This is a genomic window from Streptomyces sp. NPDC059534, from assembly GCF_042743475.1.
Lineage (GTDB): Bacteria > Actinomycetota > Actinomycetes > Streptomycetales > Streptomycetaceae > Streptomyces.
Genome location: NZ_JBHWAQ010000006.1, coordinates 29,787 through 54,285, shown reverse-complemented (window position 1 = coordinate 54,285; position 24,499 = coordinate 29,787). Strand labels below are relative to the sequence as shown.

23 protein-coding genes are annotated in these 24,499 nt (G+C 72.3%); 13 read left to right on the top strand and 10 right to left on the bottom strand.

The genetic code is table 11. The annotated features are described in order from the left end of the window. Positions 1 to 34 precede the first annotated feature (34 nt). On the bottom strand, positions 35 to 1,705 hold the full coding sequence (locus ACFVZH_RS09435) for a fumarate hydratase (RefSeq protein WP_384894972.1): 1,671 nt from the start codon (positions 1,703 to 1,705) through the stop codon (positions 35 to 37). Positions 1,706 to 1,890: 185 nt separating this feature from the next. Between ACFVZH_RS09435 and ACFVZH_RS09430 the strand changes: the two genes are divergently transcribed. Both ACFVZH_RS09430 and ACFVZH_RS09425 read left to right on the top strand, forming a co-directional pair. Further along, positions 1,891 to 2,610, top strand: a complete 720-nt coding sequence (locus ACFVZH_RS09430; RefSeq protein WP_384894970.1) for a DUF1707 domain-containing protein — start codon at positions 1,891 to 1,893, stop codon at positions 2,608 to 2,610. A gap of 209 nt (positions 2,611 to 2,819) precedes the next feature. Continuing rightward, the gene (locus ACFVZH_RS09425) at positions 2,820 to 3,194 is read left to right on the top strand and encodes a WhiB family transcriptional regulator (protein ID WP_384894968.1); all 375 of its coding nucleotides are present in this window, start codon (positions 2,820 to 2,822) and stop codon (positions 3,192 to 3,194) included. A 171-nt stretch (positions 3,195 to 3,365) separates the two neighbouring features. Here the strand turns inward: ACFVZH_RS09425 and glpX are convergent, their stop codons facing one another. After that, complete coding sequence (glpX, locus tag ACFVZH_RS09420; protein ID WP_384894966.1) at positions 3,366 to 4,400, bottom strand: class II fructose-bisphosphatase; 1,035 nt, start codon at positions 4,398 to 4,400, stop codon at positions 3,366 to 3,368. Positions 4,401 to 4,517: 117 nt separating this feature from the next. Here glpX and ACFVZH_RS09415 point away from each other — a divergent pair, with 117 nt between their 5' ends. Next, entirely contained in the window at positions 4,518 to 5,051 is a 534-nt protein-coding gene (locus ACFVZH_RS09415) for a DUF4245 domain-containing protein (RefSeq protein WP_384894964.1), read from the top strand. Positions 5,052 to 5,147: 96 nt separating this feature from the next. Here the strand turns inward: ACFVZH_RS09415 and ACFVZH_RS09410 are convergent, their stop codons facing one another. From ACFVZH_RS09410 to ACFVZH_RS09395, 4 genes are all read right to left on the bottom strand, one after another. After that, positions 5,148 to 5,738: a malonic semialdehyde reductase gene (locus tag ACFVZH_RS09410; RefSeq protein ID WP_384894962.1), complete on the bottom strand. Its 591-nt coding sequence runs from the start codon at positions 5,736 to 5,738 to the stop codon at positions 5,148 to 5,150. A 308-nt stretch (positions 5,739 to 6,046) separates the two neighbouring features. Beyond that, on the bottom strand, positions 6,047 to 6,301 hold the full coding sequence (locus ACFVZH_RS09405) for an exodeoxyribonuclease VII small subunit (RefSeq protein ID WP_384894960.1): 255 nt from the start codon (positions 6,299 to 6,301) through the stop codon (positions 6,047 to 6,049). Between the two features lie 106 nt (positions 6,302 to 6,407). Next, a complete protein-coding gene (gene xseA, locus ACFVZH_RS09400; protein ID WP_384894958.1) occupies positions 6,408 to 7,628 on the bottom strand; it encodes an exodeoxyribonuclease VII large subunit in 1,221 nt (406 codons plus the stop codon). Between the two features lie 54 nt (positions 7,629 to 7,682). Beyond that, positions 7,683 to 9,044, bottom strand: coding sequence for an APC family permease (locus tag ACFVZH_RS09395; RefSeq protein ID WP_384895425.1), 1,362 nt, complete (start codon positions 9,042 to 9,044; stop codon positions 7,683 to 7,685). A gap of 54 nt (positions 9,045 to 9,098) precedes the next feature. Between ACFVZH_RS09395 and ACFVZH_RS09390 the strand changes: the two genes are divergently transcribed. Both ACFVZH_RS09390 and ppgK read left to right on the top strand, forming a co-directional pair. After that, positions 9,099 to 10,118, top strand: coding sequence for a 4-hydroxy-3-methylbut-2-enyl diphosphate reductase (locus ACFVZH_RS09390; RefSeq protein ID WP_384894957.1), 1,020 nt, complete (start codon positions 9,099 to 9,101; stop codon positions 10,116 to 10,118). Positions 10,119 to 10,147: 29 nt separating this feature from the next. Continuing rightward, positions 10,148 to 10,891 (top strand): polyphosphate--glucose phosphotransferase, encoded by a 744-nt coding sequence (gene ppgK / locus ACFVZH_RS09385; RefSeq protein ID WP_384894955.1) that lies wholly within the window; start codon positions 10,148 to 10,150, stop codon positions 10,889 to 10,891. A gap of 183 nt (positions 10,892 to 11,074) precedes the next feature. Here ppgK and ACFVZH_RS09380 read toward each other — a convergent pair whose 3' ends face one another. Then, on the bottom strand, positions 11,075 to 11,800 hold the full coding sequence (locus ACFVZH_RS09380) for a DUF6542 domain-containing protein (RefSeq protein WP_384894954.1): 726 nt from the start codon (positions 11,798 to 11,800) through the stop codon (positions 11,075 to 11,077). A gap of 161 nt (positions 11,801 to 11,961) precedes the next feature. Here ACFVZH_RS09380 and ychF point away from each other — a divergent pair, with 161 nt between their 5' ends. The 3 genes from ychF (at position 11,962) to ACFVZH_RS09365 (ending at position 16,726) form a co-directional block, all read left to right on the top strand. After that, positions 11,962 to 13,050, top strand: a complete 1,089-nt coding sequence (gene ychF / locus ACFVZH_RS09375) for a redox-regulated ATPase YchF (RefSeq protein ID WP_384894952.1) — start codon at positions 11,962 to 11,964, stop codon at positions 13,048 to 13,050. A 185-nt stretch (positions 13,051 to 13,235) separates the two neighbouring features. Continuing rightward, positions 13,236 to 15,881 (top strand): BTAD domain-containing putative transcriptional regulator, encoded by a 2,646-nt coding sequence (locus ACFVZH_RS09370; RefSeq protein ID WP_384894950.1) that lies wholly within the window; start codon positions 13,236 to 13,238, stop codon positions 15,879 to 15,881. A gap of 101 nt (positions 15,882 to 15,982) precedes the next feature. Continuing rightward, positions 15,983 to 16,726 (top strand): DUF4232 domain-containing protein, encoded by a 744-nt coding sequence (locus tag ACFVZH_RS09365; protein WP_384894948.1) that lies wholly within the window; start codon positions 15,983 to 15,985, stop codon positions 16,724 to 16,726. 52 nt (positions 16,727 to 16,778) lie between these two features. Here the strand turns inward: ACFVZH_RS09365 and ACFVZH_RS09360 are convergent, their stop codons facing one another. Both ACFVZH_RS09360 and ACFVZH_RS09355 read right to left on the bottom strand, forming a co-directional pair. Beyond that, positions 16,779 to 17,009, bottom strand: a complete 231-nt coding sequence (locus ACFVZH_RS09360; RefSeq protein ID WP_384895423.1) for a DUF6000 family protein — start codon at positions 17,007 to 17,009, stop codon at positions 16,779 to 16,781. 78 nt (positions 17,010 to 17,087) lie between these two features. Further along, the gene (locus ACFVZH_RS09355) at positions 17,088 to 18,212 is read right to left on the bottom strand and encodes a threonine synthase (RefSeq protein WP_384894946.1); all 1,125 of its coding nucleotides are present in this window, start codon (positions 18,210 to 18,212) and stop codon (positions 17,088 to 17,090) included. Positions 18,213 to 18,408: 196 nt separating this feature from the next. Between ACFVZH_RS09355 and ACFVZH_RS09350 the strand changes: the two genes are divergently transcribed. Beyond that, a complete protein-coding gene (locus ACFVZH_RS09350) occupies positions 18,409 to 19,983 on the top strand; it encodes a S8 family serine peptidase (RefSeq protein WP_384894944.1) in 1,575 nt (524 codons plus the stop codon). Between the two features lie 159 nt (positions 19,984 to 20,142). Beyond that, on the top strand, positions 20,143 to 21,309 hold the full coding sequence (locus tag ACFVZH_RS09345) for a DUF4190 domain-containing protein (RefSeq protein ID WP_384894942.1): 1,167 nt from the start codon (positions 20,143 to 20,145) through the stop codon (positions 21,307 to 21,309). 56 nt (positions 21,310 to 21,365) lie between these two features. On the opposite strand, the gene ACFVZH_RS09340 is transcribed toward ACFVZH_RS09345, so the two are convergent. Beyond that, positions 21,366 to 22,697 carry a glycoside hydrolase family 18 protein gene (locus ACFVZH_RS09340; RefSeq protein ID WP_384894940.1) on the bottom strand — a complete coding sequence of 444 codons (1,332 nt, stop codon included), beginning with the start codon at positions 22,695 to 22,697 and terminating at the stop codon, positions 21,366 to 21,368. Positions 22,698 to 22,941: 244 nt separating this feature from the next. Between ACFVZH_RS09340 and ACFVZH_RS09335 the strand changes: the two genes are divergently transcribed. The 3 genes from ACFVZH_RS09335 (at position 22,942) to ACFVZH_RS09325 (ending at position 24,484) form a co-directional block, all read left to right on the top strand. Beyond that, entirely contained in the window at positions 22,942 to 23,694 is a 753-nt protein-coding gene (locus ACFVZH_RS09335; protein WP_384894938.1) for a GntR family transcriptional regulator, read from the top strand. A 278-nt stretch (positions 23,695 to 23,972) separates the two neighbouring features. Next, entirely contained in the window at positions 23,973 to 24,149 is a 177-nt protein-coding gene (locus ACFVZH_RS09330) for a hypothetical protein (protein WP_384894936.1), read from the top strand. A gap of 155 nt (positions 24,150 to 24,304) precedes the next feature. Beyond that, positions 24,305 to 24,484: an SPOR domain-containing protein gene (locus ACFVZH_RS09325; RefSeq protein WP_384894934.1), complete on the top strand. Its 180-nt coding sequence runs from the start codon at positions 24,305 to 24,307 to the stop codon at positions 24,482 to 24,484. The last annotated feature ends 15 nt before the right edge of the window (positions 24,485 to 24,499 follow it).

The following is a 24,499-nucleotide window of genomic DNA, read 5'->3' as shown; positions in this document are numbered from 1 at the left end:
GGAGGGACCGAGGGGCGCCACAGGGCCGGGAAGATCAGCCGAGACCGGGGCCGCGCACCGGGATGTGGGTGAACGTCGGCTCCGGAGCCGGGTTCTGGAAGAAGTCGTTGCCCTTGTCGTCCACGACGATGAACGCCGGGAAGTCCTCGACCTCGATCTTCCAGACCGCCTCCATGCCGAGCTCCTCGTACTCGACGACCTCGACCTTCTTGATGCAGTCCTGCGCGAGACGCGCCGCGGGGCCGCCGATCGAGCCGAGGTAGAAGCCGCCGTGCGCGCTGCACGCGGCGGTGACCTGGCCGGAACGGTTGCCCTTGGCCAGCATGACCTTCGAGCCGCCCGCGGCCTGGAACTGCTCCACGTACGAGTCCATGCGGCCGGCCGTCGTCGGGCCGAAGGAACCGGAGGCGTAACCCTCGGGGGTCTTCGCGGGGCCCGCGTAGTAGACCGGGTGGTCCTTCAGGTACTGCGGCATCTCCTCGCCCGCGTCCAGCCGCTCCTTGATCTTGGCGTGCGCGATGTCGCGCGCCACGACCAGCGGGCCGTTGAGGGAGAGGCGGGTCTTGACCGGGTACTTGGTCAGCTCGGCGAGGATGTCGTCCATCGGCTGGTTCAGGTCGACGGTGACGACGTCGCTCTCCTCGGAGAGGTGCTCGTCGGTCGTCTCCGGCAGGAAGCGCGCCGGGTCGGTCTCCAGCTGCTCCAGGAAGACGCCCTCGGCGGTGATCTTCGCGACGGCCTGGCGGTCGGCCGAGCAGGACACGGCGATGGCGACGGGCAGCGAGGCGCCGTGGCGGGGGAGGCGGACGACGCGGACGTCGTGGCAGAAGTACTTGCCGCCGAACTGCGCGCCGATGCCGATCCTCTGCGTCAGCTCGAAGACCTTCTCCTCCAGCTCCTTGTCGCGGAAGCCGTGGCCGGTCTCGGCCGAGCCCTCGGTGGGCAGCTCGTCCAGGTAGTGCGCCGAGGCGTACTTCGCGGTCTTGAGCGCGAACTCGGCGGAGGTGCCGCCGACGACGATCGCCAGGTGGTACGGCGGGCAGGCCGCCGTGCCGAGCGAGCGGATCTTCTCCTCCAGGAACTTCATCATGCTCGCCTCGTTGAGGACGGCCTTCGTCTCCTGGTAGAGGAAGGACTTGTTGGCGGAGCCGCCGCCCTTGGCCATGAAGAGGAACTTGTACGCGCCGCCGTCGGTCGCGTACAGCTCGATCTGCGCGGGCAGGTTCGAGCCGGTGTTCTTCTCCTCCCACATGGTGACCGGGGCCATCTGCGAGTACCGCAGGTTCAGCTTCGTGTACGCGTCGTAGATGCCCTTCGACAGGGCCTCCTCGTCGCGGCCTGAGGTCAGCACGTTCTGGCCGCGCTTGCCCATGACGATCGCGGTGCCCGTGTCCTGGCACATCGGCAGGACGCCCGCGGCGGCGATGTTCGCGTTCTTGAGCAGGTCGAGCGCGACGAACTTGTCGTTCGACGACGCCTCGGGGTCGTCGATGATCCGGCGCAGCTGGGCCAGGTGGGCCGGGCGCAGGAAGTGCTGGATGTCGTGGATCGCCTCGGCGGCGAGCTGCCGCAGCGCCTCGGGCTCCACCGTGAGGAACGTACGGCCGTCGGCCTCGAAGGTGGAGACACCTTCGGAGGTCACCAGGCGGTAGGGCGTGGTGTCCTCTCCCAGCGGCAGCAGATCGGAGTACGCAAACTCTGGCATGACGGCAGCCATTCCTCACTCGGCAGACAGCAGCGCCGCCTCCATTGGCAGCGCGCCCTCCAGCGTAGAGCGCGGGCGGGCCGCCGATCCTGTGAGGTAAGGCTCACTTGGTGCCGGCGCCTTTCGTCCACAGCTCCGGCCCCGCCCCCTGGTCGCGATCTATCGCGTTTCGCTAGGCTGGCTCCGTGGACCTCGAAAAGCAGCCCGAACCCGAGAAGCAGCCGCAGCCGCAGCGGCCGGCCGCCCCCGCCGAGACCGCCCCCGCGGAGACCGCTTTCGCCGACCCGCAGGGCTCGTTGCGGGCCTCGGACGCGGACCGGGACCGGATCGCGGACATCCTCGGAAACGCCCTGGCCGAGGGGCGGCTCGACCCCGAGGAGCACTCCGACCGGATCGACGCGGTCTACCGCGCCAAGACGGTCGGCGAGCTGGAGCCGATCGTCCGCGACCTGCCGTCCGCCCGGACCCGCCAGGAGCCCGAGCCGGCCTACGCCTGGTCCGCCGACGACTCCGACGGTCCCGCGGACAACCTCGTCGCGATCTTCTCCAGCACCACCCGCAAGGGGCGCTGGCGGGTGAGCCGCCGGACGAACGCCTTCGCGCTCTTCGGGAACATCGAGGTCGACCTGACCGAGGCGATCTTCGCCCAGCGGCTCACCACCATCAACGCCACCTCGATCTTCGGCAACGTCGAGGTGCGGGTCCCGGAGAACATCAGCCTGCGCGGCAGCGGCAGCGGGGTCTTCGGCAATTTCGACGTCGTGACCCTGGAGGGCGTCGACCCGCAGGCTCCGGTCGTCGTCATCAACGGCTACTCGGTCTTCGGGAACGTCGAGGCCCGCCCCAAGCGCGGCAAGTGGATCACCGACCTCCAGGACAAGCTGCGCAAACACCTCGGCAACTGACCGCCGCCGGGGGTCCGCCGGGCCCCCGGGCGGACGGTGGGCGGGACCGCCGGCGGGCACCGAGCGGGACCCCGGGCGGGCGGTGACCGGAATCCGTCCACGGGTATCCGCAGTGCGGAACCGCGCGGCACGCAGTGCATAGGCGCGCGCACAGCGGGTAGGGCTGCTGCATCGCCGCTCGCTCGCGAAGCCGTCGTCAGGAGTAGACCGTGCTGCAACTGCCGCATCAGCCCCTCCAGGTCGCCGCCGTCCCCCCTCAGCGCACCACGCCCACCCGGGAGGACGAGGCCGGCCCTTGGCACGCGGAGGCGGTGTGCCGCCGGGACGAAGCCGGACTGTTCTTCGCCCCGTCCAAGGAACCGACCGCCGCGCGGCTGGCCCGCGAGGAGGCGGCCAAGCGGGTCTGCGCACGCTGTCCGGTGATGGTCGAGTGCCGCGAGCACGCGCTGCTGCAGCCCGAGCCGTACGGGGTGTGGGGCGGCCTCACGGCGGCCGAGCGCCGCGTCGTGCTGGCCCGGCGCCGGCGGCGCGAGGTGGAGCTGAGGAAGACCGCCGCGACCGAGCGGATCGCCCAGGCGGGCTGACGGGAGCCGCGGACGCGCCTCCGCGGGCCCGTACGGGAAGGGGCGCCCCCACCGCACATGGGGGCGCCCCTCTTCGTACCGTCGTCGCGCGCGGCCGCCGCGTCACACCTCGCGCGTCACGCCCTGCGGCGCGTCCGGCGTCGCGCTGTCACGCCTCGCGTGATCCCGCGGCTACTTCGCGCGGTCGAAGTCGATCTTGCTGTACGCGCGCAGCTTCGACAGCCGGTGCGTGGAGTCGATCTGGCGGATCGTGCCGGACTTCGAGCGCATGACCAGCGACTGCGTGGTCGCCGTCTCGGCGCGGTAGCGCACCCCGCGCAGGATCTCGCCGTCGGTGATGCCGGTCGCGACGAAGAAGACGTTGTCGCCGCTGACCAAGTCGTCGGTGGAGAGCACGCGGTCCAGGTCGTGGCCCGCGTCCAGCGCCTTCTGGCGCTCGGCGTCGTCCTTCGGCCACAGCTTGCCCTGGATCACACCGCCGAGGCACTTGATCGCACAGGCGGAGATGATGCCCTCGGGCGTGCCGCCGATGCCCATGAGCATGTCGACGCCCGTGCCCTCGCGGACGGCCATGATCGAGCCGGCGACGTCGCCGTCCGAGATGAACTTGATCCGGGCGCCGGTCTCGCGGATCTCCTTGACGATGCCCTCGTGGCGGGGGCGGTCCAGGATGACGACCGTGATGTCCTCGGGCGCGGAGTTCTTCGCCTTGGCGACCCGGCGGATGTTGACCGAGACGGGGGCGTTGATGTCGACGAAGTCGGCGGCCTCGGGGCCGGTGACCAGCTTGTCCATGTAGAAGACCGCGGACGGGTCGAACATGGCGCCGCGGTCGGCGGCGGCCAGGACGGCGATCGCGTTCGGCATGCCCTTGGCGTTGAGCGTGGTGCCGTCGATCGGGTCGACGGCGATGTCGACCTCGGCGCCGGTGCCGTCGCCGACCCGCTCGCCGTTGAAGAGCATGGGGGCCTCGTCCTTCTCCCCCTCGCCGATGACGACGACGCCGTTCATCGAGACGGTGGAGATCAGGGTCCGCATGGCGTTGACCGCGGCGCCGTCCGCGCCGATCTTGTCGCCGCGGCCGACCCAGCGGCCGGCGGCCATGGCGGCGGCCTCGGTGACGCGGACCAGCTCAAGGGCCAGGTTGCGGTCGGGGGCCTCGGGGGAGACCACAAGCTCGGGCGGCAGATGATGCTGCTCGGTCATCGGAACGCACCTTTCTGTACGGCGACGGCCGGAAATAAGAGGGTGCTGCGACTCTATCGGTACGTCGACAAAATGAGCAGAGGGGCCCACGTATGAGCACGAGACCATGATGCGACCATGGGGGGCGTGGCAGGTATGCGAGGCAGGCAGACGGTACGCGGGATGATCCAGTCCCTCGGGGTGATCTTGATCGCCGCGGGCGTGATGTATCTCTTCATCCCGCACGACGAGGAAGCCGAACCGGTCAAGGCGAAGGACTACCGGGTCGAACTCCTCACGGCTCAGCGGGCGGCGCCGTATCCGGTGCTGGCCCCCCAGGGCCTCGGCGACGGCTGGAAGGCGACGGTCGTCTCGTACAAGCGCGAGAACGCCAACGCCTGGCAGCTCGGTTTCCTCTCCCCGGACACGCAGTACGTGGCGGTCCACCAGTCGACGGCGGCGCCGGGCACCTATGTGCCGGACGTCACCCATCGGGCGAAGGACACCGGGCGGACCGAGACGGTGGCGGGCCAGGTCTGGCAGCGCTGGGAGGGCCCCAAGTACGACGCGCTCGTCCGCACGGACGGCGCCGCGACGACCGTGGTGACCGGCACCGCCTCCTTCGAGCGGCTGGCCGAGATGGCGGGCGCGCTCCGTTCGGGCAAGGTCTGATCCGTACGGCGTCCGCCGTGGACACGGCCCGTCCGCGGCACAGGGAAAGGCCCCGCACTCGTCGAGTGCGGGGCCTTCGGCCTGTCTGCGCGGGGCTCAGACGGTGGTGATGACCTCGTCGTAGGACAGACGCGGGGAGCGCGGGAACCAGGCGTCCTCGCCCGGCTTGCCGATGTTCACGACCATCAGCGGGGTGTGGTCGTCGTCCAGGAACTCCTTCTGGAGGCCGGCGAAGTCCAGGCCGGTCATCGGGCCGGCGGCCAGGCCGGCGGCGCGGACGCCCACGATGAAGTACGCGGCCTGCAGGGCGGCGTTCAGCGCGGCCGAACCCTCGCGGACCGGGCGCTCGGCGAAGAACATGTCCTTGGCCTGCGGGAAGTGCGGCAGCAGGGCCGGGAGCTCGTCGTGGAACTCGTTGTCCGCGGACAGGATCGCGACGAGCGGCGCGGTGGCGGTCTTGGCCTGGTTGCCCTCGGCCATGTGCTTGACCAGGCGCTCGCGGGCCTCGGGGGAGCGGACCAGCGTGATGCGCAGCGGGGACTGGTTGAAGGCGGTCGGGCCGAACTTCACCAGGTCGTAGATCGCCTGGACCTGCTCGTCGGTCACCGGCTCGTCGGTGAACGTGTTGGCGGTGCGGGCCTCACGGAAGAGGAGGTCCTGGGCGGCGGGGTCAAGGGCGAGAGACATGCTGCGTACCTTCCGGACTGCAAGGGGGTCGCTCGTACGGAGTTCAAGCGATGTCCCGACAGTACGCCCAGGATTGGTGAAAGTTCAACTAATCCATCCGGATAGTGATCCGCTTCACTTCGGCGAGTCTACGACAGGCCCGCCGCGAAACCGAAGAGACGTCCGAAACGGCGTCGCGTGCGGCGGGCGGGTCCGAACGAGGTCGTCCGCGGCCGGGCGGGGCCGAAACGGCGTCGTCCGCGGCCGGGCGGGCCGAAGCGATGTCGTCCGCGGCCGGGCGGGCCGAGACGGCGTCGTCCGCGGTCGGGCTACTCGTCGTCCGCGTCCTCCGACCCCGCCTCCGCGTCCTCGGCCGCGCGCTCCGCCGCCAGTGAGGCGTCGAGCCGCGCCCGCGCCCCCTCCAGGCGGCGCCGGCAGACCTTCGCCAGCTCCTCGCCGCGCTCCCAGAGCGCCAGCGACTCCTCCAGGGTCGTGCCGCCCGCCTCGAGCCGCCGGACGACCTCGATCAGCTCGTCCCGCGCCTGCTCGTACCCGAGCGCCGCCTCTTCCGTACCGGCTGCCATCTGCTCCACCCTCCGTCGTACCCGTCTGCTTCTCTGTCTCTCCGGCCGTCCCCGACCCGATCGGTCGGGCGCGGGGGTCCCGCCCGGCGTCGCGTCGCCGTCCCGCTCAGGACGGGTCGGCGGCCACGCGGCGCACCGCGAACTCGCCCTCGGCGACCCGCGCCCGCAGCTCCTCGCCCTCCGCGACCTCCGCGGGGGAGCGGACCACCGTCCCGTCCACCCGCTGGAGCACCGCGTACCCCCGCTCCATCGTGGCCGCCGGCGACAGCGCCCGGACCCGCGCCCGGGTGTGCGACAGCTCCGAGTCCGCCCGGTCCAGGAGATGCCCGAGCACCCGCCGGCTGCGGGCGAGCAGCGCCACCAGCTCGTCCTCGCGGACCTCGACCATCCGCTGCGGATGCTCCATGACGGGCCGCGCGAGCGCCTGCGTCAGACCGCGCTCCTCCCGGTCGAGGAGCCCCCGCACGGTCCGCAGCGCCCGGTCCCGCAGCCCGCGCACCCGGTCCAGCTCCTCCCCGACGTCCGGTACGACCTTCTTGGCCGCGTCCGTCGGGGTCGAGGCGCGCAGGTCCGCCACCAGGTCGAGCAGCGGCGAGTCCGGCTCGTGGCCGATCGCGGAGACCACCGGCGTACGGCAGTCGGCCACCGCGCGGACCAGCCGCTCGTCCGAGAACGGCAGCAGGTCCTCGACGCTGCCGCCGCCCCGCGCGACGATGATCACGTCCACGTCCGCGTGCCCGTCCAGCTCCTTCACCGCCTGGATGACCTGCGGGACCGCCTTCACGCCCTGCACCGCCACGTTCCGCACCTCGAAGCTGACTGCGGGCCAGCGGCGCCGCGCGTTCTCCAGGACGTCCCGCTCCGCCGCCGAGGCCCGGCCGCAGACCAGGCCGACGCGGTGCGGCAGGAACGGCAGCGGCTTCTTCCGGTCGAGCGCGAACAGCCCCTCGGACGCCAGGCTCCTCTTCAGCTGCTCGAGCCGGGCGAGCAGCTCGCCGATCCCCACCGGCTTGATCTCCACGGCCCGCAGCGACAGCTGCCCGCGCGGCGCGTACCACTCCGGCTTCGCGTGCAGGACGACCCGGGCGCCCTCCGACACGACGTCCGCGACCGCGTCGAACACCTTGCGATAGCAGGTGACGCCGATCGAGATGTCGTGCGAGGGATCCCGCAGCGTCAGGAAGACGACCCCGGCGCCGGGCCGCCGCGACAGCTGCGTGATCTGCCCCTCGACCCAGATCGCCCCGAGCCGGTCGATCCACCCCCCGATCAGCCGTGAGACCTCACCGACGGGAAGCGGTGCTTCGGCGGACGTAGTCAGACCCATGGACCGAGCGTAACCGCGCGGTACGACAACGTCAGGACCGCCGGGCAGACCGGGTCACGCGCGCGCGGAGCTCCGGGTCGCGCCCTGGACGGCCAGGACGACGAGGCCGACGCCCAGCCACACCGCGCCCACCACCTGGGCGGCGACCGACGCCTCCACGATCACCGCGACCAGGATCGCCGCCCCCGTCACCGGCATCACGACGTGCCGGAGCCAGTCCGGCGGCCCCTCCGCCCGCCGTACCGCGAACCACCCCACCACGCTCGCGTGCAGCAGCACGAACGCCGTGAGCGCGCCGACGTCGACCACCGACACGAGGTGGTCGAGGCCGTCGTCCCTTCGGGCCGCCCACACCGCCGCGACCATCGTGACCGTCGCCGCCACCAGCAGCGCCACCCGAGGCACGCCCCCGTCCGTACGGGCGAGCGCATGCGGCAGCCGCCGGTCGCGGCCCATCGCGAAGAGCAGCCGCCCGCCCGCCGCCTGCCCCGCCAGGGCCGCGAACGCCGCGCCGATCGCCTTCGAGACGGCCACCAGATCGTGCAGCCAGCCACCCACGGACGCGTCCACGGCGTCGTAGAACGCCGACCCCTGCTTCGCCGAATCCGCCGCGAGCTCGGCCGAGGAGACCGGTTCGAGCAGCGCCACCAGCCAGGACTGCGCGATGAAGAGCACACCCGCGAGGGCCAGACAGAACAGCACCGCCCGCGCGACCTTCGCCGAACCGCCCGTGACCTCCTCCGCGAACGAGGCGATCGCGTCGAAGCCCAGATAGGACAGGACGGCCACCGACACCGCGCCCAGGACCGCCGCCGGGGAGAACCCGGCGTCCCCCGTCAGCGGCGACCACCAGTCGCGCCGCGCCCCGTCCCGTACGAGCACCACCACCGCCGACACGACGAAGACCAGCAGGACGACGATCTCCATCGCGAGCACCGCGAAGCCGACCCGGGCCGCCGCCCGCACGCCCCACAGGTTCAGCAGGGTGGTGACGACCACGGCGATCCCGGTCCACACCCACCGGTGGATCGACGGGACCAGCGCCTCCATCGCGATGCCCGCGAAGAGGTAGGCGACGGCCGGGATCAGCAGGTAGTCGAGCATCGCCATCCACCCGGCGACGAATCCCGGCCCTTCCCCCAGCCCCTTGCGCGCGTACGTGAAGACCGAGCCCGCCTGCGGCGCGACCCGCACCATCTGCGCGTAACTGAACGCCGTGAACGCCATGGCCACGGTCGCCACGAGGTACACCAGTGCGACGGCCCCGTCCGACTTGGCGTCCAGCGTGCCGAAGACGCCCACCGGGGCCATCGGGGCGATGAAGAGCAGGCCGTAGACCACCAGGTCGCGGAAGCCGAGGGTCCGCCGAAGACCCGTGTGCCCCGCGCCCGCCGCCACCTGCGTCTCCTCGGCCATGGCGACAGTTTCGGCCACCACGCCGATCAAACCGCTCACCGACGCGGCCTTACGATGGGACCCATGACTGCAACGCCCGCGACGAACCGCCCGAAGCGTGTCCTGCTCGCCGCACCCCGTGGCTACTGCGCGGGCGTGGACCGTGCCGTGATCGCCGTGGAGAAGGCCCTGGAGCAGTACGGGGCGCCGATCTACGTACGCCACGAGATCGTCCACAACAAGTACGTCGTCCAGACCCTGGAGCGGAAGGGCGCGATCTTCGTCGACCAGGCGACCGAGGTCCCGCCGGGCAACATCGTGATGTTCTCCGCGCACGGCGTCGCCCCCACCGTCCACGAGGAGGCCCGCGAGGGCCGCCTGAAGACCATCGACGCCACCTGCCCGCTGGTCACCAAGGTCCACAAGGAAGCCGTCCGCTTCGCCAACGAGGACTTCGACATCCTCCTCATCGGCCACGAGGGCCACGAGGAGGTCATCGGCACCTCCGGCGAGGCGCCCGACCACATCCAGCTGGTCGACGGCCCCGGCGACGTCGCCAAGATCGAGGTCCGCGACCCCTCCCGGGTCGTCTGGCTCTCGCAGACCACGCTCTCCGTCGACGAGACGATGGAGACGGTCGACGCGCTCAAGGAGAAGTTCCCGCAGCTGATCTCCCCGCCGTCCGACGACATCTGCTACGCCACCCAGAACCGCCAGATCGCCATCAAGGAGCTCGCCGGCCAGGCCGAGCTGGTGATCGTCGTCGGCTCGAAGAACTCCTCGAACTCGATCCGCATGGTCGAGGTCGCCAAGCAGGCCGGCGTCCCCGCCGCGTACCTCGTCGACTTCGCCAGCGAGATCGACGAGGCATGGCTCGAAGGCGTCACCAGCGTCGGCCTCTCCTCCGGCGCCTCCGTCCCGGACATCCTCGTCCAAGAGGTCCTGGAGTGGCTGTCCGAGCGCGGCTACGCGGACGTCGAGATCGTCAAGACCGCCGACGAGTCCCTGACCTTCTCCCTCCCCAAGGAGCTCCGCAACAAGGACCTCCGCGCCGAGGCCGAGAAGCTCACCGCCGCGGCTCCCGTCAAGGAGTAGCCAGGCCCTCCAGCCCTTACCGTGGGTCCATGAACGTCTTCGGAGTGGACATCGGCGGCTCGGGCATCAAGGGCGCCCCCGTGGACCTGGAGCGCGGCACGCTCACCGAGGAGCGCCACAAGGTACTGACCCCGCAGCCCGCCACACCCGACGGTGTGGCGGGCTGCGTCGCCGAGGTCGTGGCGAACTTCGGCTGGACCGGCCCCGTCGGGGTGACCTTCCCCGGCGTGGTCACCGGATCGACCGTCCGGACCGCCGCCAACGTCGACAAGTCCTGGATCGGCGTCGACGCCGGCACCCTCCTGGGCGACCGCCTCGGCGGTCTCCCCGTCACCGTCCTCAACGACGCCGACGCCGCCGGACTCGCCGAGATGACCTTCGGCGCCGGCCGCGGCCGCAAGGGCACCGTCATCCTCCTGACCCTCGGCACCGGCATCGGCTCCGCCGTCTTCACCGACGGCCGCCTCGTCCCGAACACCGAACTCGGCCACCTCGAACTCAAGGGCCACGACGCCGAGACCCGCGCCTCGACCCGCGCCAAGGAGGACGAGGACCTCAGCTGGGAGCACTGGGCGACCCGCCGGCTCCGCAAGTACCTCGCCCACGTCGAGATGCTCTTCTCGCCCGAGCTCTTCATCATCGGCGGCGGCGTCAGCCGCAAGGCCGACAAGTTCCTCCCCCTCATCGAGGGCATCCGCGCCGAAATCCTCCCCGCCGAACTCCGGAACAACGCCGGCATCGTCGGCGCGGCCATGGCGGCACACACGAGCTGAACCACCACAAGGCCGACCGCCCACGGCGCGAGCGCCGACGCGAGGCATGAGCCGAGGGGCATGGCCCGCCGGCGAGGGTCCCGACGGGCGCGGCCCGCAGGTGAGGGTCCTGGCGGCGACACCCTCAGGGGCGAGGCCCGGCGGGGACCCGCCGGGCCTCACACGACGGGACCCGCCGGGGCCTCACACGACGGGTCGGCGGCGGGGGGTGCCGGTGCGTCCGCCCGGGGCCTCGGCGGCGCCGGCGGCGGCCTCGGGAGCCGGTGCGGCGCCCCGGGCGGCCGCGAGGGCGGTGCGCTGCTGGCGGCGGCCCATGTCGCGCACCTTGCGGACGCTCGCGATGAGGCCGGCGACGAGGGTGCCGCCGTAGAGCCAGCCGGCGTGCACCGCGAGGGCGGTGACGACGGCCATGGCCTGGCCGCCGAGACCGCCGGTGCCACCCGCGACGGGGACGACGCCGACGGCGAAGGCGATGGGGACGCTGATCGGGGCGGTGACCAGGTCGGCGGTGCGCACCCACAGCGCGGTCAGGGCGCTGACCGGCAGGAACAGCACCCCGTAGACGACGGGGGAGCCGTCGAGGAGCAGCAGGTCGAGGAAGCCGAGCGTCAGCATGACGGCGGAGGCGAAGAGCCCGGCGCCGAGCCCGGTGAGGCGGGGCGAGGGCAGCCGGCGCAGGGCGACGACCACGGGCGGCACGGGCCGGGCCCCGGGCGGCCGCCCGGAACCGCGCCCGGGAACGGCGGCGGCCGCGGCCCCGGCCCGCTCGACCCGGGCGCCCCCGCGGGCCCGCCCTGACCTGCCGGTCACGCGGTACACGGCCGCACCCTCCACGAGCGCGGGCGGCGGCGTGACGGGGGTCTGCGGCCCCCGGCGGCCTTGCGGCTGACTTGTCCTGTGCTGCTCCACACCACCAACGTAGGTCGGATCGGGCCGGGAACCGGGTCCGGGACACGCCCTTTGGGTGACGTTGCGCCCGAGATCGACCGAAGGCGGACGTCACTGGCCGGTTCTTCCCGCCCGTAAACTGGGGGATCGGCCCCCCGTCCACACTTCAGGAAGTCGCCACCGTGTCGCTCACGATCGGAATCGTCGGTCTGCCGAATGTCGGCAAGTCGACCCTGTTCAACGCCCTGACCAAGAACGACGTGCTGGCGGCCAACTACCCGTTCGCCACCATCGAGCCCAACGTCGGCGTCGTCGGTGTCCCCGACGCCCGCCTGACCAAGCTCGCGGAGATCTTCGGCTCGCAGCGCGTCCTCCCGGCGACCGTCGACTTCGTCGACATCGCCGGCATCGTGCGCGGCGCGAGCGAGGGCGAGGGCCTCGGCAACAAGTTCCTCGCGAACATCCGCGAGTCGGACGCGATCTGCCAGGTCATCCGCGCCTTCAAGGACGAGAACGTCGTCCACGTCGACGGCAAGGTCTCGCCGAAGGACGACATCGAGACGATCAACACGGAGCTGATCCTCGCGGACCTCCAGACGATCGAGAAGGTCCTGCCGCGACTCCAGAAGGAGATGCGGATCAAGAAGGACACGGCGCCGAAGGTCGCCGCCGTCGAGGCCGCCCAGGCGATCCTGGAGAAGGGCGACACCCTCTTCTCGCAGGGCATCCTCCAGGGCTCGGAGAAGGCGGAGCTCCTCCACGACCTCCACCTCCTCACCACCAAGCCGTTCCTCTACGTCTTCAACGTCGACGAGGACGAGCTGACCGACGACGCCTTCAAGGCCGAGCAGAGCGCCCTGGTCGCCCCGGCCGAGGCCATCTTCCTCAACGCCAAGCTGGAGCAGGACCTCGCCGAGCTCGACGAGGAGGACGCCATGGAGCTCCTCCAGTCCGTCGGCGCCGAGGAGCCCGGCCTCGCCACCCTCGCCCGCGTCGGCTTCGCCACCCTCGGCCTCCAGACGTACCTGACGGCCGGCCCCAAGGAATCCCGCGCCTGGACCATCAAGCAGGGCGCCACCGCCCCCGAGGCCGCCGGTGTCATCCACACCGACTTCCAGAAGGGCTTCATCAAGGCCGAGGTCATCTCCTTCGACGACCTCGTCTCCACCGGCTCCGTAGCCGACGCCCGCGCCGCCGGCAAGGCCCGCATGGAGGGCAAGGAGTACGTCATGCAGGACGGCGACGTGGTGGAGTTCCGCTTCAACGTGTAGTCCCCCGTGTGTGCCGGAAGGGGTCGGGCCCGGGTGGGTTCGGCCCCTTCTGTGTGGGGGCGGTGTGGTTTCCGGCCAGGGGGGGCGGGGGTCGGCTGTGGGGCGTGTGGGGGGTGGGTGGGGTCCGCGTATCCTCGGTCGCTGGGGACGGGGGGCGTGGGGGACAGGGATCGCGGAGGTATCAGGTGGAGTTCAGGCTGCTCGGCTCCGTTGCGTTGGTGGCGGAGGACAGGGACGTAGCCTTGGGGCCCGCCAAGCGGACCAGCCTGCTCGCGATGCTGTTGCTGCGCCCCAACAGCGCGGTGAACGTGGGGCAGTTGATCGACGCGCTGTGGGAGGACGAGCCGCCCACGCATGCGAAGACCGTGTTGCAGGGGCATGTGTCGCGGCTGAGGGCGCTGCTGGCGGAGCATGAGGCCGAGGCGTACGGGGTGGAGCTGGCGACGCACGGTTCGGCGTACGTGCTGCGGATGCCGGAGTCGCTGGTGGACGCGCACCGGTTCGAGGAGCTGGTGGGTCTCGCGGGAGTGCAGCGGCAGCCGGCCGACGCGGTGCGGATGCTGCGGGAGGCGCTGTCGTACTGGCAGGGGCCGGCGCTCACCGGGACCGTGCACAGCAGGCCGCTGGAGGCGGCGGCCGGGGGGCTCGAAGAGCTGCGGCTGGCATCCGTGGAGGCGCTGGCGGAGGCGTACGGGAAGCTCGGCGAGCATGCCCGGGCGGCCGCCGTGCTGCGCACCGAGGCCGTCGCGCATCCGCTGCGCGAGTCGCTGGCGGCCGCGCTGATGCTGGCGCTGGGCCGCTCGGGGCGCCAGTCGGACGCGATCGACTGGTACCACCGGACCCGGCGGCTGCTCGCCGAGGAGCTGGGCGTGGACCCCGGGGAGACGCTCGGCGAGGCGTACGCGACGCTGCTGCGCTCCGCCGAACCCGTCACCGCGCCGCGTCCCGTCGTCCCGGTCGACGTCCCGGTGCCGGAGGGGCTGCCGCGCGCGCCGCGCGGCTTCACCGGCCGGGGGGCCGAACTGGTCGCGCTCGACCGGGCGGTGGGCGCCGGGGAGGCGCCCGTCTGTCTGGTCACCGGGCCCGCGGGCGTCGGCAAGACGGCGTTCGCCGTGCACTGGGCGTACCAGCGGCGGGCCGAGTTCCCCGACGGCAGGCTCTTCGCCGACCTGCGCGGCTTCAGCGACACCGCGGAGCCGGAGGCGGCCGCCGTGCTCCGCGAGTTCCTGCTCGCGCTCGGCGTCCCGCCGCAGCGCATCCCGGAGGCCGTCGAGGCGCGGGGCGCGCTGTTCCGCTCGCTGACGAGCGGCCGCCGACTGCTCGTCGTCCTCGACAACGCGCGCTCGTCCGAGCAGGTCAGGCCGCTGCTGCCGGGCGGCGACCACTGCGCGACCGTCGTCACCAGCCGTGACCGGCTGGGTGGGCTCATCGCCTCCGACGCCGCCCGGCCGGTGCCGCTGTCGCACCTTCCGACGGCCGATTCGACGGCTCTGCTGACCACCGTGCTCGGCGTGGAGCGGGTCGCCTCCGAGCCCGCCGCCGCCGCGCGGCTCGCCGGGCTCTGCGACGGGCTGCCGCTCGCGCTGCGGGTGACGGCGGCCCGCCTGGCCGAGCGCCCGCAGTGGACGCTCGACGCGATGGTCGGCGAACTCGCCGACGAGCAGAGCCGGTTGATGCTGCTCGACGTGGAGGACCGGGGAGTGTCGGCGGCGCTCCATCTCACCGTGCAGCAGCTGCCCGAGTCCGCCGCCCGGCTGTTCCGCTCGATCGGGCTGCACACCGGCTCGGACCTGGACCGCTTCGCGGCCGGCGCGCTCGCCGGCACGTCCCCCGCGCACGCCTCCGTCGACCTGGACCGGCTCGCCGCCGCGCATCTGCTCACCGAGTCGGTGCCGGGCCGCTGGACTCCGCACGACCTGGTGCGTCTGTACGCCCGCCATCTCGCCCCGCAGGCCGACCCCGAGGGTCTGACCCGCCTCCTCGACCACTACCTCTACACCGGCCTGGCGGCCGACGCCGCCGCCGAACCGGGCTCCCAGCCCTGCTACTCGCTGCCCGCGGACGCCCGACGGCCCGCCGCGACAAGGGAGTTCGAGGACCGTACGGCGGCCCTCGACTGGTACGTGGCCGAACGCCCCGCCCTGGAGGGCGCGGTGGCGGTCGCCGTCTCCCTCGGCCTGCACGACCGGGCCTGGCGGCTCGCCCTCGTCCAGTGGCCGCTGATGCTCATGCGGATCGGGGACGGCTGGACACCGCTCCTGGAGGCCGGGCTCGCCGCGGCCGAGCAGGTCGGCGACCTCGACGCCCAGTCGCGGGCCCGGGCGCTGCTCGGCTGGATCCTGCACGAGGAGGGGCGGGACGCGGAGGCGCTCGTCCATCTGGAGAAGGCGCCCGGTCTGGCGGCCCGGGTGGGCGACACCGTCAGCGAGGCGATCGCGTACGTCAACTACGCCGCCGTCCTGGACGCGACCGGGGAGCACGAGCGGGCCGGTCTGCTCATGATGCACGCGGTGTCGCTCGCCGACCGCACCGGCCATCCCTCCACCCAGGTGCTGACCCTCCAGCATCTGGCGGGGCACTGCCTGAAGGCGGAGGAGTACGAGGCGGCGCTCGCCCACACCGTTCGCGCCGGGGAACTGGTCGCGCCCGACGCGGTGGTCGTCCAGGCGCAGCTGCAGATCGTCCGGGGTGAGGCGCTGGCCGGCATCGGCCGCCTCGACGAGGCCGCTGACCAGCTGGAACGCGCGATCGCGGCGTCCGAGAAGGCCGGTTTCACGGAGGGTTCGGCGCGGGCGACGGAGCGGCTTTCGCGGCTGTCAGCGGATCGTTAGCGGTACGCAAGCGGGACGGCAGCGCGGGGCCGGAAGCTGGACGCAGCACGGTGCACGGATTCATGTGCGCCGACCGACCGCGTCAACGGGGGAGCACCACCATGCGTCACCACCGCAAGAACACCGTCCTGGCCGCCGCCGCCATCGCCGCCCTCTCGCTGGGGCTGACCGCCTGCGGCGGCGACGACGGCGCCACCGGCGCGAAGGACGCGGGCAGCGCCAGCGCCTCGCAGACGTCCGGCGGTACGGCCGACAGCGGGACGGCCGCGGGCGGCGCGGGCGACCAGACCGCCGCCAAGAACGGCTCGGGCTCCGGCTCGGCCGGCGGATCGACCGCCACGTCCGGCGGCGGGAGCGCGTCCGGGGACAGTGGCTCCACCGGCTCGACCGGCGGCTCGAAGACCTCCGCCAAGGCCCCCGCCTGCGCCTTCGGCGACGTCAGGATCACGGCGAAGAAGGCGGACGAGGTCCCGACCGAGCACATCGTCCTCACCGCCACGAACACCTCGGGCCGCTCCTGCACCCTCCTCCAGTACCCGCTGATCGCCTTCGGTCCCGTCCAGACCGCCAAGGACGTCCCGGCCGTGGCGAAGAGCAAGCCGTCCGCCGCCATCGTCCTCAAGGCCGGCGAGCCCGCCTACGCCAACGTGCGCGTCGCCCTCGGCGGTGTCCACGAGGACAACAAGGTCGTCAACGAGTTCAACGTGAACCTCTTCGCCGCCGACGGCCCCGCCGAGGGCAGCGTCGTCGTCAAGGCGCCGGCCGGCGGCCTCGCCGTCGACGAGGCCGCCGCCAAGACCGGCTACTGGACCTACGAACTCCGCAACGGCGCCGACGAGTTCTGATTCGGACGCCCGGGACCGGGACCACCCGGACCCGCGTGGTCCCGGTGCGGCGTCAGGGGAGGGTCCAGCCGTCGGCGAAGTCGCCTCGGAGGTCGGCCGGCCGACGCAGCCTCTCCGGGGTGTACGAGGACTCGTCGGAGGGCTTCCGGGCCCGGACCCAGCCGTCCCAGGGGCCGTCCGGGCCGGTGAACCGGTCGGCGTACGCCGTCCCGAGGCCGGCGTCGAGCCGCAGCAGGGCGCCGAGGGCCGCGGGCTGGTCGTAGTCGAGGTCGGTCCGGGGCAGGTACCGATCCAGATAGGCGGCGAGGAGCTCGGCGTCCGCGCGGGTGCCGAGTCGGGCGAATTCGGGACGGGGTCGGGTTCAGGGAGTCAGGCCCGTCTTCGCGCCCGCACCGCACAGGGGCACCACGGTGAGGCCGGGGCGGGGCGGGGCCGCGCGCACGGCCGCCCAGCACGCCACTCCGGTGGCCTCGACGAAGAGGCCGCGGCGGGCGAGGTCCCGCTGGGCGGTGCGGATCTGCTCCTCGGTGACGGTCAGGAACGTGCCGCCCGATTTCCGTACCGCCCGCAGGATCTGGCCGGCGCGGGGCGGGGCGGTGATGGCGATGCCCTCGGCGAGGGTGGGGCGGGCGGGGGCCGGTCCGGTGAGGTCGTCCGCGCCGGCGTGGAAGGCCGTGGCCAGCGGGGAGACGGCCTCGGCCTGGACGGCGACGAGTGCGGGCCGGGTGTCGGTGAGGCCGTGGCGGTGGAGTTCGTCGAGGGCGAGGGCGGCGCCGAGGAGGAGGGTGCCGTTGCCGACGGGGACGACGATCGTGTCGGGGAGGCGGCCGCCGAGTTCCTCCCAGAGCTCGTAGACGTAGGTCTTGGTGCCGTGCGGGAAGTACGGGTTGTACACGTGCGAGGCGTAGAAGGTGCCGGGTTCGTCGGCGGCGGCCCGGGCGGCCAGGGCGGTGGCCTCGCGGTCGCCGTCCACTTCGACGACCCGGGCGCCGTGGGCGCGGATCTGCTCCAGCTTCTTCGGGGACGTGCCGGCGGGGACGTACACGAGGCAGTCGAGTCCGGCCCGTGCCCCGTACGCGGCCACCGCCGTGCCGGCGTTGCCGCTGCTGTCGGCCACGACCCGTTCGAGGACTCCGGCGCGGGCCAGCCGCAGCGCGTGCGCGGCGAGCATGACGGCGCCGCGGTCCTTGAACGACAGGGTCGGCATGAGGAAGTCGAGTTTGGCCGAGACGGACTCGGTGAGGGGGACCAGGGGGGTGCGGCCCTCCCCGAGGGTCACCTCGGCCGCGAGCGGCATCGGAGGCAGTGCCTCCGCGTAACGCCACAATGAATTCACACGTGACGCGAGTGACGGGAGGGGTACCGGCGTACTCGCGAAGTCGAGGTCCCAGGGGCCGCGGCACTTCGGACAACACCAGGTGAGCGCGGACGTGGGCGAGTGGACCTGGCAACGGGGACACACGTAGGCGGTCATGGGACGCAGCATGGCAGCCGTGTGGCGCGGGCGTTACGGGGCGCGGGAAACCCTTGTGGGATTCCTATGGATCAGCCAATCTTTCGCTCGGCAGCCGGACGTTCGAAGCGGTGTGGACTTGGCGTCTGCTCTTGTCATGTCCTCGTCACGTTCAAGGTCCCGTGCCATCCCCCACAGCAGCGCACCACCAATGAGGAGGACCCCTCACATGTCAGTGATGCGTGACTCACGTCGCCGAATCGCCACCGCCGCGGCCCTCGCGGCGGCCGCCCTCACCCTCGGATCCCTCTCCGCCCTCCCGGCCGCCGCCTCACCGGCCGCCCCGGAGGGCGTCATCGAGAACGCCGGAGCCGAGGGCACCATCGCGGGCAGCTACATCGTCACCCTCGACGAGTCCGCGCAGGCGGAGACCGCCCAGGGCCGGGCGGTCGCCGCCCGCTTCGGCGCGAAGATCAAGCGCACGTACACCTCGGCGCTCAACGGCTACTCCGTCGAACTCTCCGAGGCGCAGGCGCGGAAGCTCGCGGCCGACCCGGCCGTGAAGTCCGTCGTCCAGAACCGGGTCTTCCACATCGACGGTACGCAGCCCTCCCCGCCGTCCTGGGGCCTCGACCGGATCGACCAGAAGGCCCTCCCGCTGAACCAGAGCTACACCTACCCGGACACCGCCGGCCAGGGCGTCACCGCGTACATCATCGACACCGGCGTCCGCATCAGCCACAGCGACTTCGGCGGCCGGGCCTTCAACGGCTACGACGCGATCGACAACGACAACACCGCCCAGGACGGCCACGGCCACGGCACCCACGTCGCGGGCACCGTCGCCGGCTCCTCCTACGGCGTCGCCAAGAAGGCGAAGATCGTCGGCGTCCGCGTCCTCGACGACTCCGGCTCCGGCACGACCGAGCAGGTCGTCGCGGGCATCGACTGGGTGACGCAGAACGCCGTCAAGCCGGCCGTCGCCAACATGAGCCTCGGCGGCGACGTCGACTCCGCCCTCGACCAGGCCGTCCGCAACTCGATCGCCTCCGGCGTCACCTACGCGGTCGCCGCCGGCAACGAGACCGACAACGCCGCCAACCACTCCCCGGCCCGCGTGGCCGAGGCCATCACCGTCGGCGCCACGACGTCGAGCGACGCCAAGGCCGGTTACTCCAACTACGGCAGCGGCCTCGACCTCTTCGCCCCGGGCTCCTCCATCACCTCGTCCTGGAACACCGGCGACTCCGCCACCAACACCATCTCCGGTACGTCGATGGCGTCCCCGCACGTCGCCGGCGCCGCGGCCCTCTACCTCGCCGCCAACCCGACGGCGACCCCGGCGCAGGTCTCCACGGCCCTGACGACCGCCGCCACCCCGAACGTCGTCACCGGCCCCGGCACCGGCTCCCCGAACCGGCTGCTCTACGTCGGCGGCTCCACCACCCCGCCGCCCACCGGCCCGAAGTTCGAGAACACCGCGGACTTCGCCATCGCCGACAACGCGACCGTCGAGTCCCCGGTCACCGTCAGCGGCGTCACGGGCAACGCCCCCGCCGCCCTCCAGGTGCCGGTGAACATCGTCCACACGTACATCGGCGACCTCCAGGTCCAGCTGATCGCCCCCGACGGCACGGCGTACACGCTGAAGACCTTCGGCACCGGCGGCAGCACGGACAACATCAACACCACCTACACCGTGAACGCCTCCTCGGAGGTCGCCAACGGCACGTGGAAGCTGCGGGTCACGGACAACGCGGCCTACGACACCGGGAAGATCGACTCCTGGGCCCTGCAGTTCTGACCCGGAGGTTCCGGTCCTGATCGAAGGTGCGGGGGGCGGTCGCCTGAGGGCGGCCGCCCCTCGGCGTCCCCCGCCTGCCCGCCCGCTCCACCTGGCCACGTACGATGCGCGCCCGATCGTTTGTTCGCGCCGCCCGCCCCGAAACAGGAGCCCGTACCCGTGGAGCCGATCCAGCCGACCCCGCCGCCCCCGTTCCCCGAGGGAGGGCCGCAGCAGCCGGGCTGGCCCGCCCCGGGCCCGTACACCTCGCCGGGGATGCCGTACACGCCGTACGGCCCGCCCGGCATGCCCGGCGTCGGCCCCTACGGGCCGCCGCGGCGCACGACCAACGGCCTCGCCGTCGGCTCGCTCGTCTCCGGCGTCGTCTGCTGCCTCCCGCCCCTCGGCCTGGTCCTCGGCCTCATGGCCCTGCCGCAGATCAGGAAGCGGGACCAGGCGGGCAAGGGGCTCGCGATCGCGGGCATCGCCCTCTCGGCGCTGAGCTGCCTGCTGCTCGTCGTGGGCCTGGTGACCGGCGGCATCGGTTCGGCATGGCAGGGCTTCAAGGAGAACGTGGACGAGGCGTCCCGCACCAAGTCGCCCTCCTCGCTGCGGACCGGGGACTGCTTCGGGGACAAGGACAAGGCGAAGGAGTACGCGACCCACGTCGAGGTCGTCGACTGCGCGGGCCCGCACGACGGCGAGGTCACCGGCCGCTTCAAGGTCACCGGCTTCGACACGTGGCCCGGCGAGGACGCGGTCGACGCACTGGCCGAGAAGCGCTGCGACACGATCAACTCGACGTACGCCCTGGACACCTGGGCCGTGCCCACGGACGTCTGGACGTACTACTACCTGCCCAGCAAGGAGAGCTGGCGGCTCGGCGACCGGTCCGTGATCTGCGCGTACGCCAGCGAGGGCGAGCCCTTCAAGGGCTCGGTGCGCTCCGACACGTCCACCCTGACCCTGGACCAGGCGTACTTCCTCAAGGCCGTCAACCCGATCGAGGCGGCGGTCTACGAGGAACCGGACGAGGACCCGGACGAGGACTTCGCGGCCAACAAGGCGTGGGCCGGGAAGGTGGTCGCGGCGATCGACGGGGCGCGCGCGGGACTCAAGGCGCAGTCCTGGCCCGGCGCCTCCACCGCCCCGGTCGCCGGGCTCGGCACGACCCTCGACGCGGCCTCCAAGGAGTTCGGCAAGCTGGCGCGGGCCGCCGACGCGGAGGCGTACTGGGACGCGTACGACACCGCCTGGGACGCCCTGCCGGAGAACCTCGGCGCGGAGGCGCGGACCGCGCTCGGCCTGACGGACACCCTGCCGGCGAAGGAGGGCACCTCGGCCTGAGCCGTCGGCGCGGCCCCGGCCGCCGAGCGGGCGGCCGGGGCGACGCCGGGTGCGGTTCAGCGGCGGGTCAGGCCCCGGTCGATCGCGGTGATGAGCTCACCGTCGGGGGTGTCCCCGTCGAGGGACCAGACCATGGCGCCGCCGAGTCCGTTCTGCCGGACGTAGGACGCCTTGGTGCGCAGCACGGTCGGGTCGTCGTAGGTCCACAGGGTGGTGCCGTCGAAGAGCCAGGCATGGCCGTTCCGCGTGCCCCGGTGGAGCTGGTACGTGCCCGAATCCGCCAGTACCTTCAGGAACTTGTAGTCCTCCGAGCCGGCCGTCCAGGTCGCGGGGGCGGGCCCGGTCGCCGGCTGCCCGATGCCGTCGCCGCCGCCGGTGACGCCGGTCCAGCCCTGCCCGTAGAACGGCATGCCGACCACGAGCTTGCGGGCGGGGGCGCCGCGCCGCAGCCATGCCTTGACGGTCTGGTCGACGCTGAAGTCGTTCCTGGCGAAGAGCGCCGACTGCTGGGCGGTGGTCTTCTCGCCGGAGACGTGGAAGTCGTAGCCCTGGAGGTTCACGAAGTCGAAGTCCCGGATGATCTTGGCGACTTCGAAGCCCGCGTCGATCTTGGCGGGCGCGGTGGGGACGTAGGCGCTGAGGTCGTAGTGCCTGCGCTGCGGAAGCGAGCGCCCGTAGGCGTCGAGCTGGGTGCGGAACTCCCGTACCAGCTTGGTGAAGTTGGGCTTGTCCTCGGGGCGGATCACGTTCCCCGGGGCGCCGTCCGAGCCCGGCCACTCCCAGTCCAGGTCGACCCCGTCGAAGACCCCCGCGGCGGCACCCGCGCCGCCGCGGGCGCCGTCGGCCGGCAGGTTGCCCTTGATGTACGTGTCGATGCAGGAGGCGACGAGGGCCTTGCGGCCGGCGTCGGTGCGCACCGCGTCGGAGAAGTGCGCGGAGCCGCTCCAGCCGCCCAGCGAGATCATGACCTTGAGGCCGGGGTGCTTCGCCTTCAGCTCGCGCAGCTCGTTGAAGTTGCCGGCCAGGCGCTGGTCGGCGGTGTCGGCCACGCCGTCCACGGAGTTGGCGGCGTCGACCGGGCGCACGTAGTCGGCCCACGGGTCGGAGCCCGGTGCGTTGCCCATGAGGCACTTGCCGTCCGAACCGATCACGCCGAAGGCGTAGTTGATGTGGCTGAGCTTGCCGGCGGTGCCGCTCTGCTCCAGGTCCTTGACCTGGAAGTTCCGTCCGTAGATGCCCCATTGGGTGAAGTAGCCGACCCGCTTGAGGGCGGGGGTGTGCGCGGAGGGCTGGTGCGCGTCGGCGGTGGGGGCCAGGGTGGCGAGGAGGCCGAGGGTGGCGGCGGCGGCCGCGCCGAAGGTCAGCTTGGTCATGGCTCTGGGACGCATGGGCTCGTTCCTGTGCGAGGCGGGATGGAGCGTGCGGGAGAGTGTTCCGAGGCGTTCAGGCAGGAACGTATTGGTCTGGACCAATGAGGTCAAGGGGTTCGGCGACGCCTATCCGGGGTGACCGTGGGTAGCAAGGGCTCGGGTCAAGCTGTCATCACATCGAGTGAAACTTTGGCCCATGCTTGCGGATCGCCACCGTCGGTTGTCAGGCTGTAGCTGTCAGTCAACCTGAGGGGAGTGTCCAGTGACGTTCGGTGAGCAGCCCGCCTATCTGCGCGTGGCGAGCGATCTGCGGGAGAAGATCGCGAACGGCTCGCTTCCGCCGCATACCCGTCTCCCCTCGCAGGCACGCATTCGCGAGGAGTACGGGGTGTCGGACACCGTCGCGCTGGAGGCCCGCAAGGTACTCATGGCCGAGGGGCTCGTGGAAGGACGCTCGGGCTCGGGCACCTACGTGCGGGAGCGTCCGGTGCCGCGCCGGATCGCCCGCTCCGGATACCGCCCGGCGGCCGGCGGCACCCCGTTCCGCCAGGAACAGGCGGCGGAAGGGGCCCGCGGCACCTGGGAGTCGAACAGCGAGCAGGAGCGGGCGAGCGACGAGGTCGCCGAGCGGCTCGGCATCGACCCGGGGGAGCGGGTGATGCGCACGCGGTACGTGTACCGGGACGGGGGCGAGCCCATGATGGTCTCCACCTCCTGGGAGCCGCTCGCCGTCACCGGCCGGACCCCGGTCATGCTGCCCGAGGAGGGCCCGCTGGGCGGCTGCGGCGTCGTCGAGCGGATGGCCGCCATCGACGTCGTCGTGGACAACGTCGTCGAGGAGGTCGGAGCCCGGCCCGGCCTCGCCGAGGAGCTCCTCGCGCTCGGCGGGGTCCCGGGACACGTGGTGATGGTCGTCGAGCGGACGTACTACGCCTCCGGGCGGGCCGTCGAGACCGCCGACGTCGTGGTCCCCGCCGACCGCTACCGCATCGCCTACCACCTGCCGGTCCGCTGACCCGCGAGAGGTCCGGCCCTGGTCCCGGTCCCTGTCCGGGTCCGGCCCAGGCCCTGGTCTCTGTCCGGCCCCTGCCTCGGCCCCGGTCTCTCTGTCCGGGCCCATGGCCCGGTCCGTGGGCCCGCTCAGCGGGGACGGGTGTCCGGGGCGCGTGACCCGGAGTTAACGGGGCGTCAGGCCGCGTCACCGCGTGGCAACCACTCGCCTACGGCGGGCGTCATGCCCGGCTCCTGGCTTCCTGGCCGTACCCGCGATCCGGCCGGACGGCAGGAACCCTCATGACGGAAACGGTCACCACGCCCACCCCGGACCCGGGAGCGGCCGCACCGCCCCCCGGGCCCTGCTGCTCGCTCGACGCCGCGTGCGGGGACGTCTGCCGCAAGGACCCGCAGGGTGCGGGCGGTCCCGTCCTGATGCCGGTGCCGACCGTTCCCCGCGTGACGCCCGGGGTGTGAGCTTCGGCCTCCTTCCGTCGGTTCCCGGCCGATCCGTATCTCTTTGTGAAAACGCATATCCGCTGTGTGAAGGTCAGGCGTAAGCTCCGGCATATGCGGATTGCGGTTTCCCGGAGATCCTCGACTGCGCCCGGACCGGCGGAAGGAGAAGCCTGATGACCGACAGCGGCCCTCTCCTCCCGTGGCTCGTCATACGGCAGGACGACAACGGCAATCGCTACCGGGTGGGGAGGTACGCGACCAGGGACGAGGCCCAGAAGATCGCGGACAGCCTCGACGACCGCGGTCACAAGCAGCTCTACTGGGTCGAGCGCATCGGCAGCCCGGCTCTCTGAGCCCGGTGGCCGCCG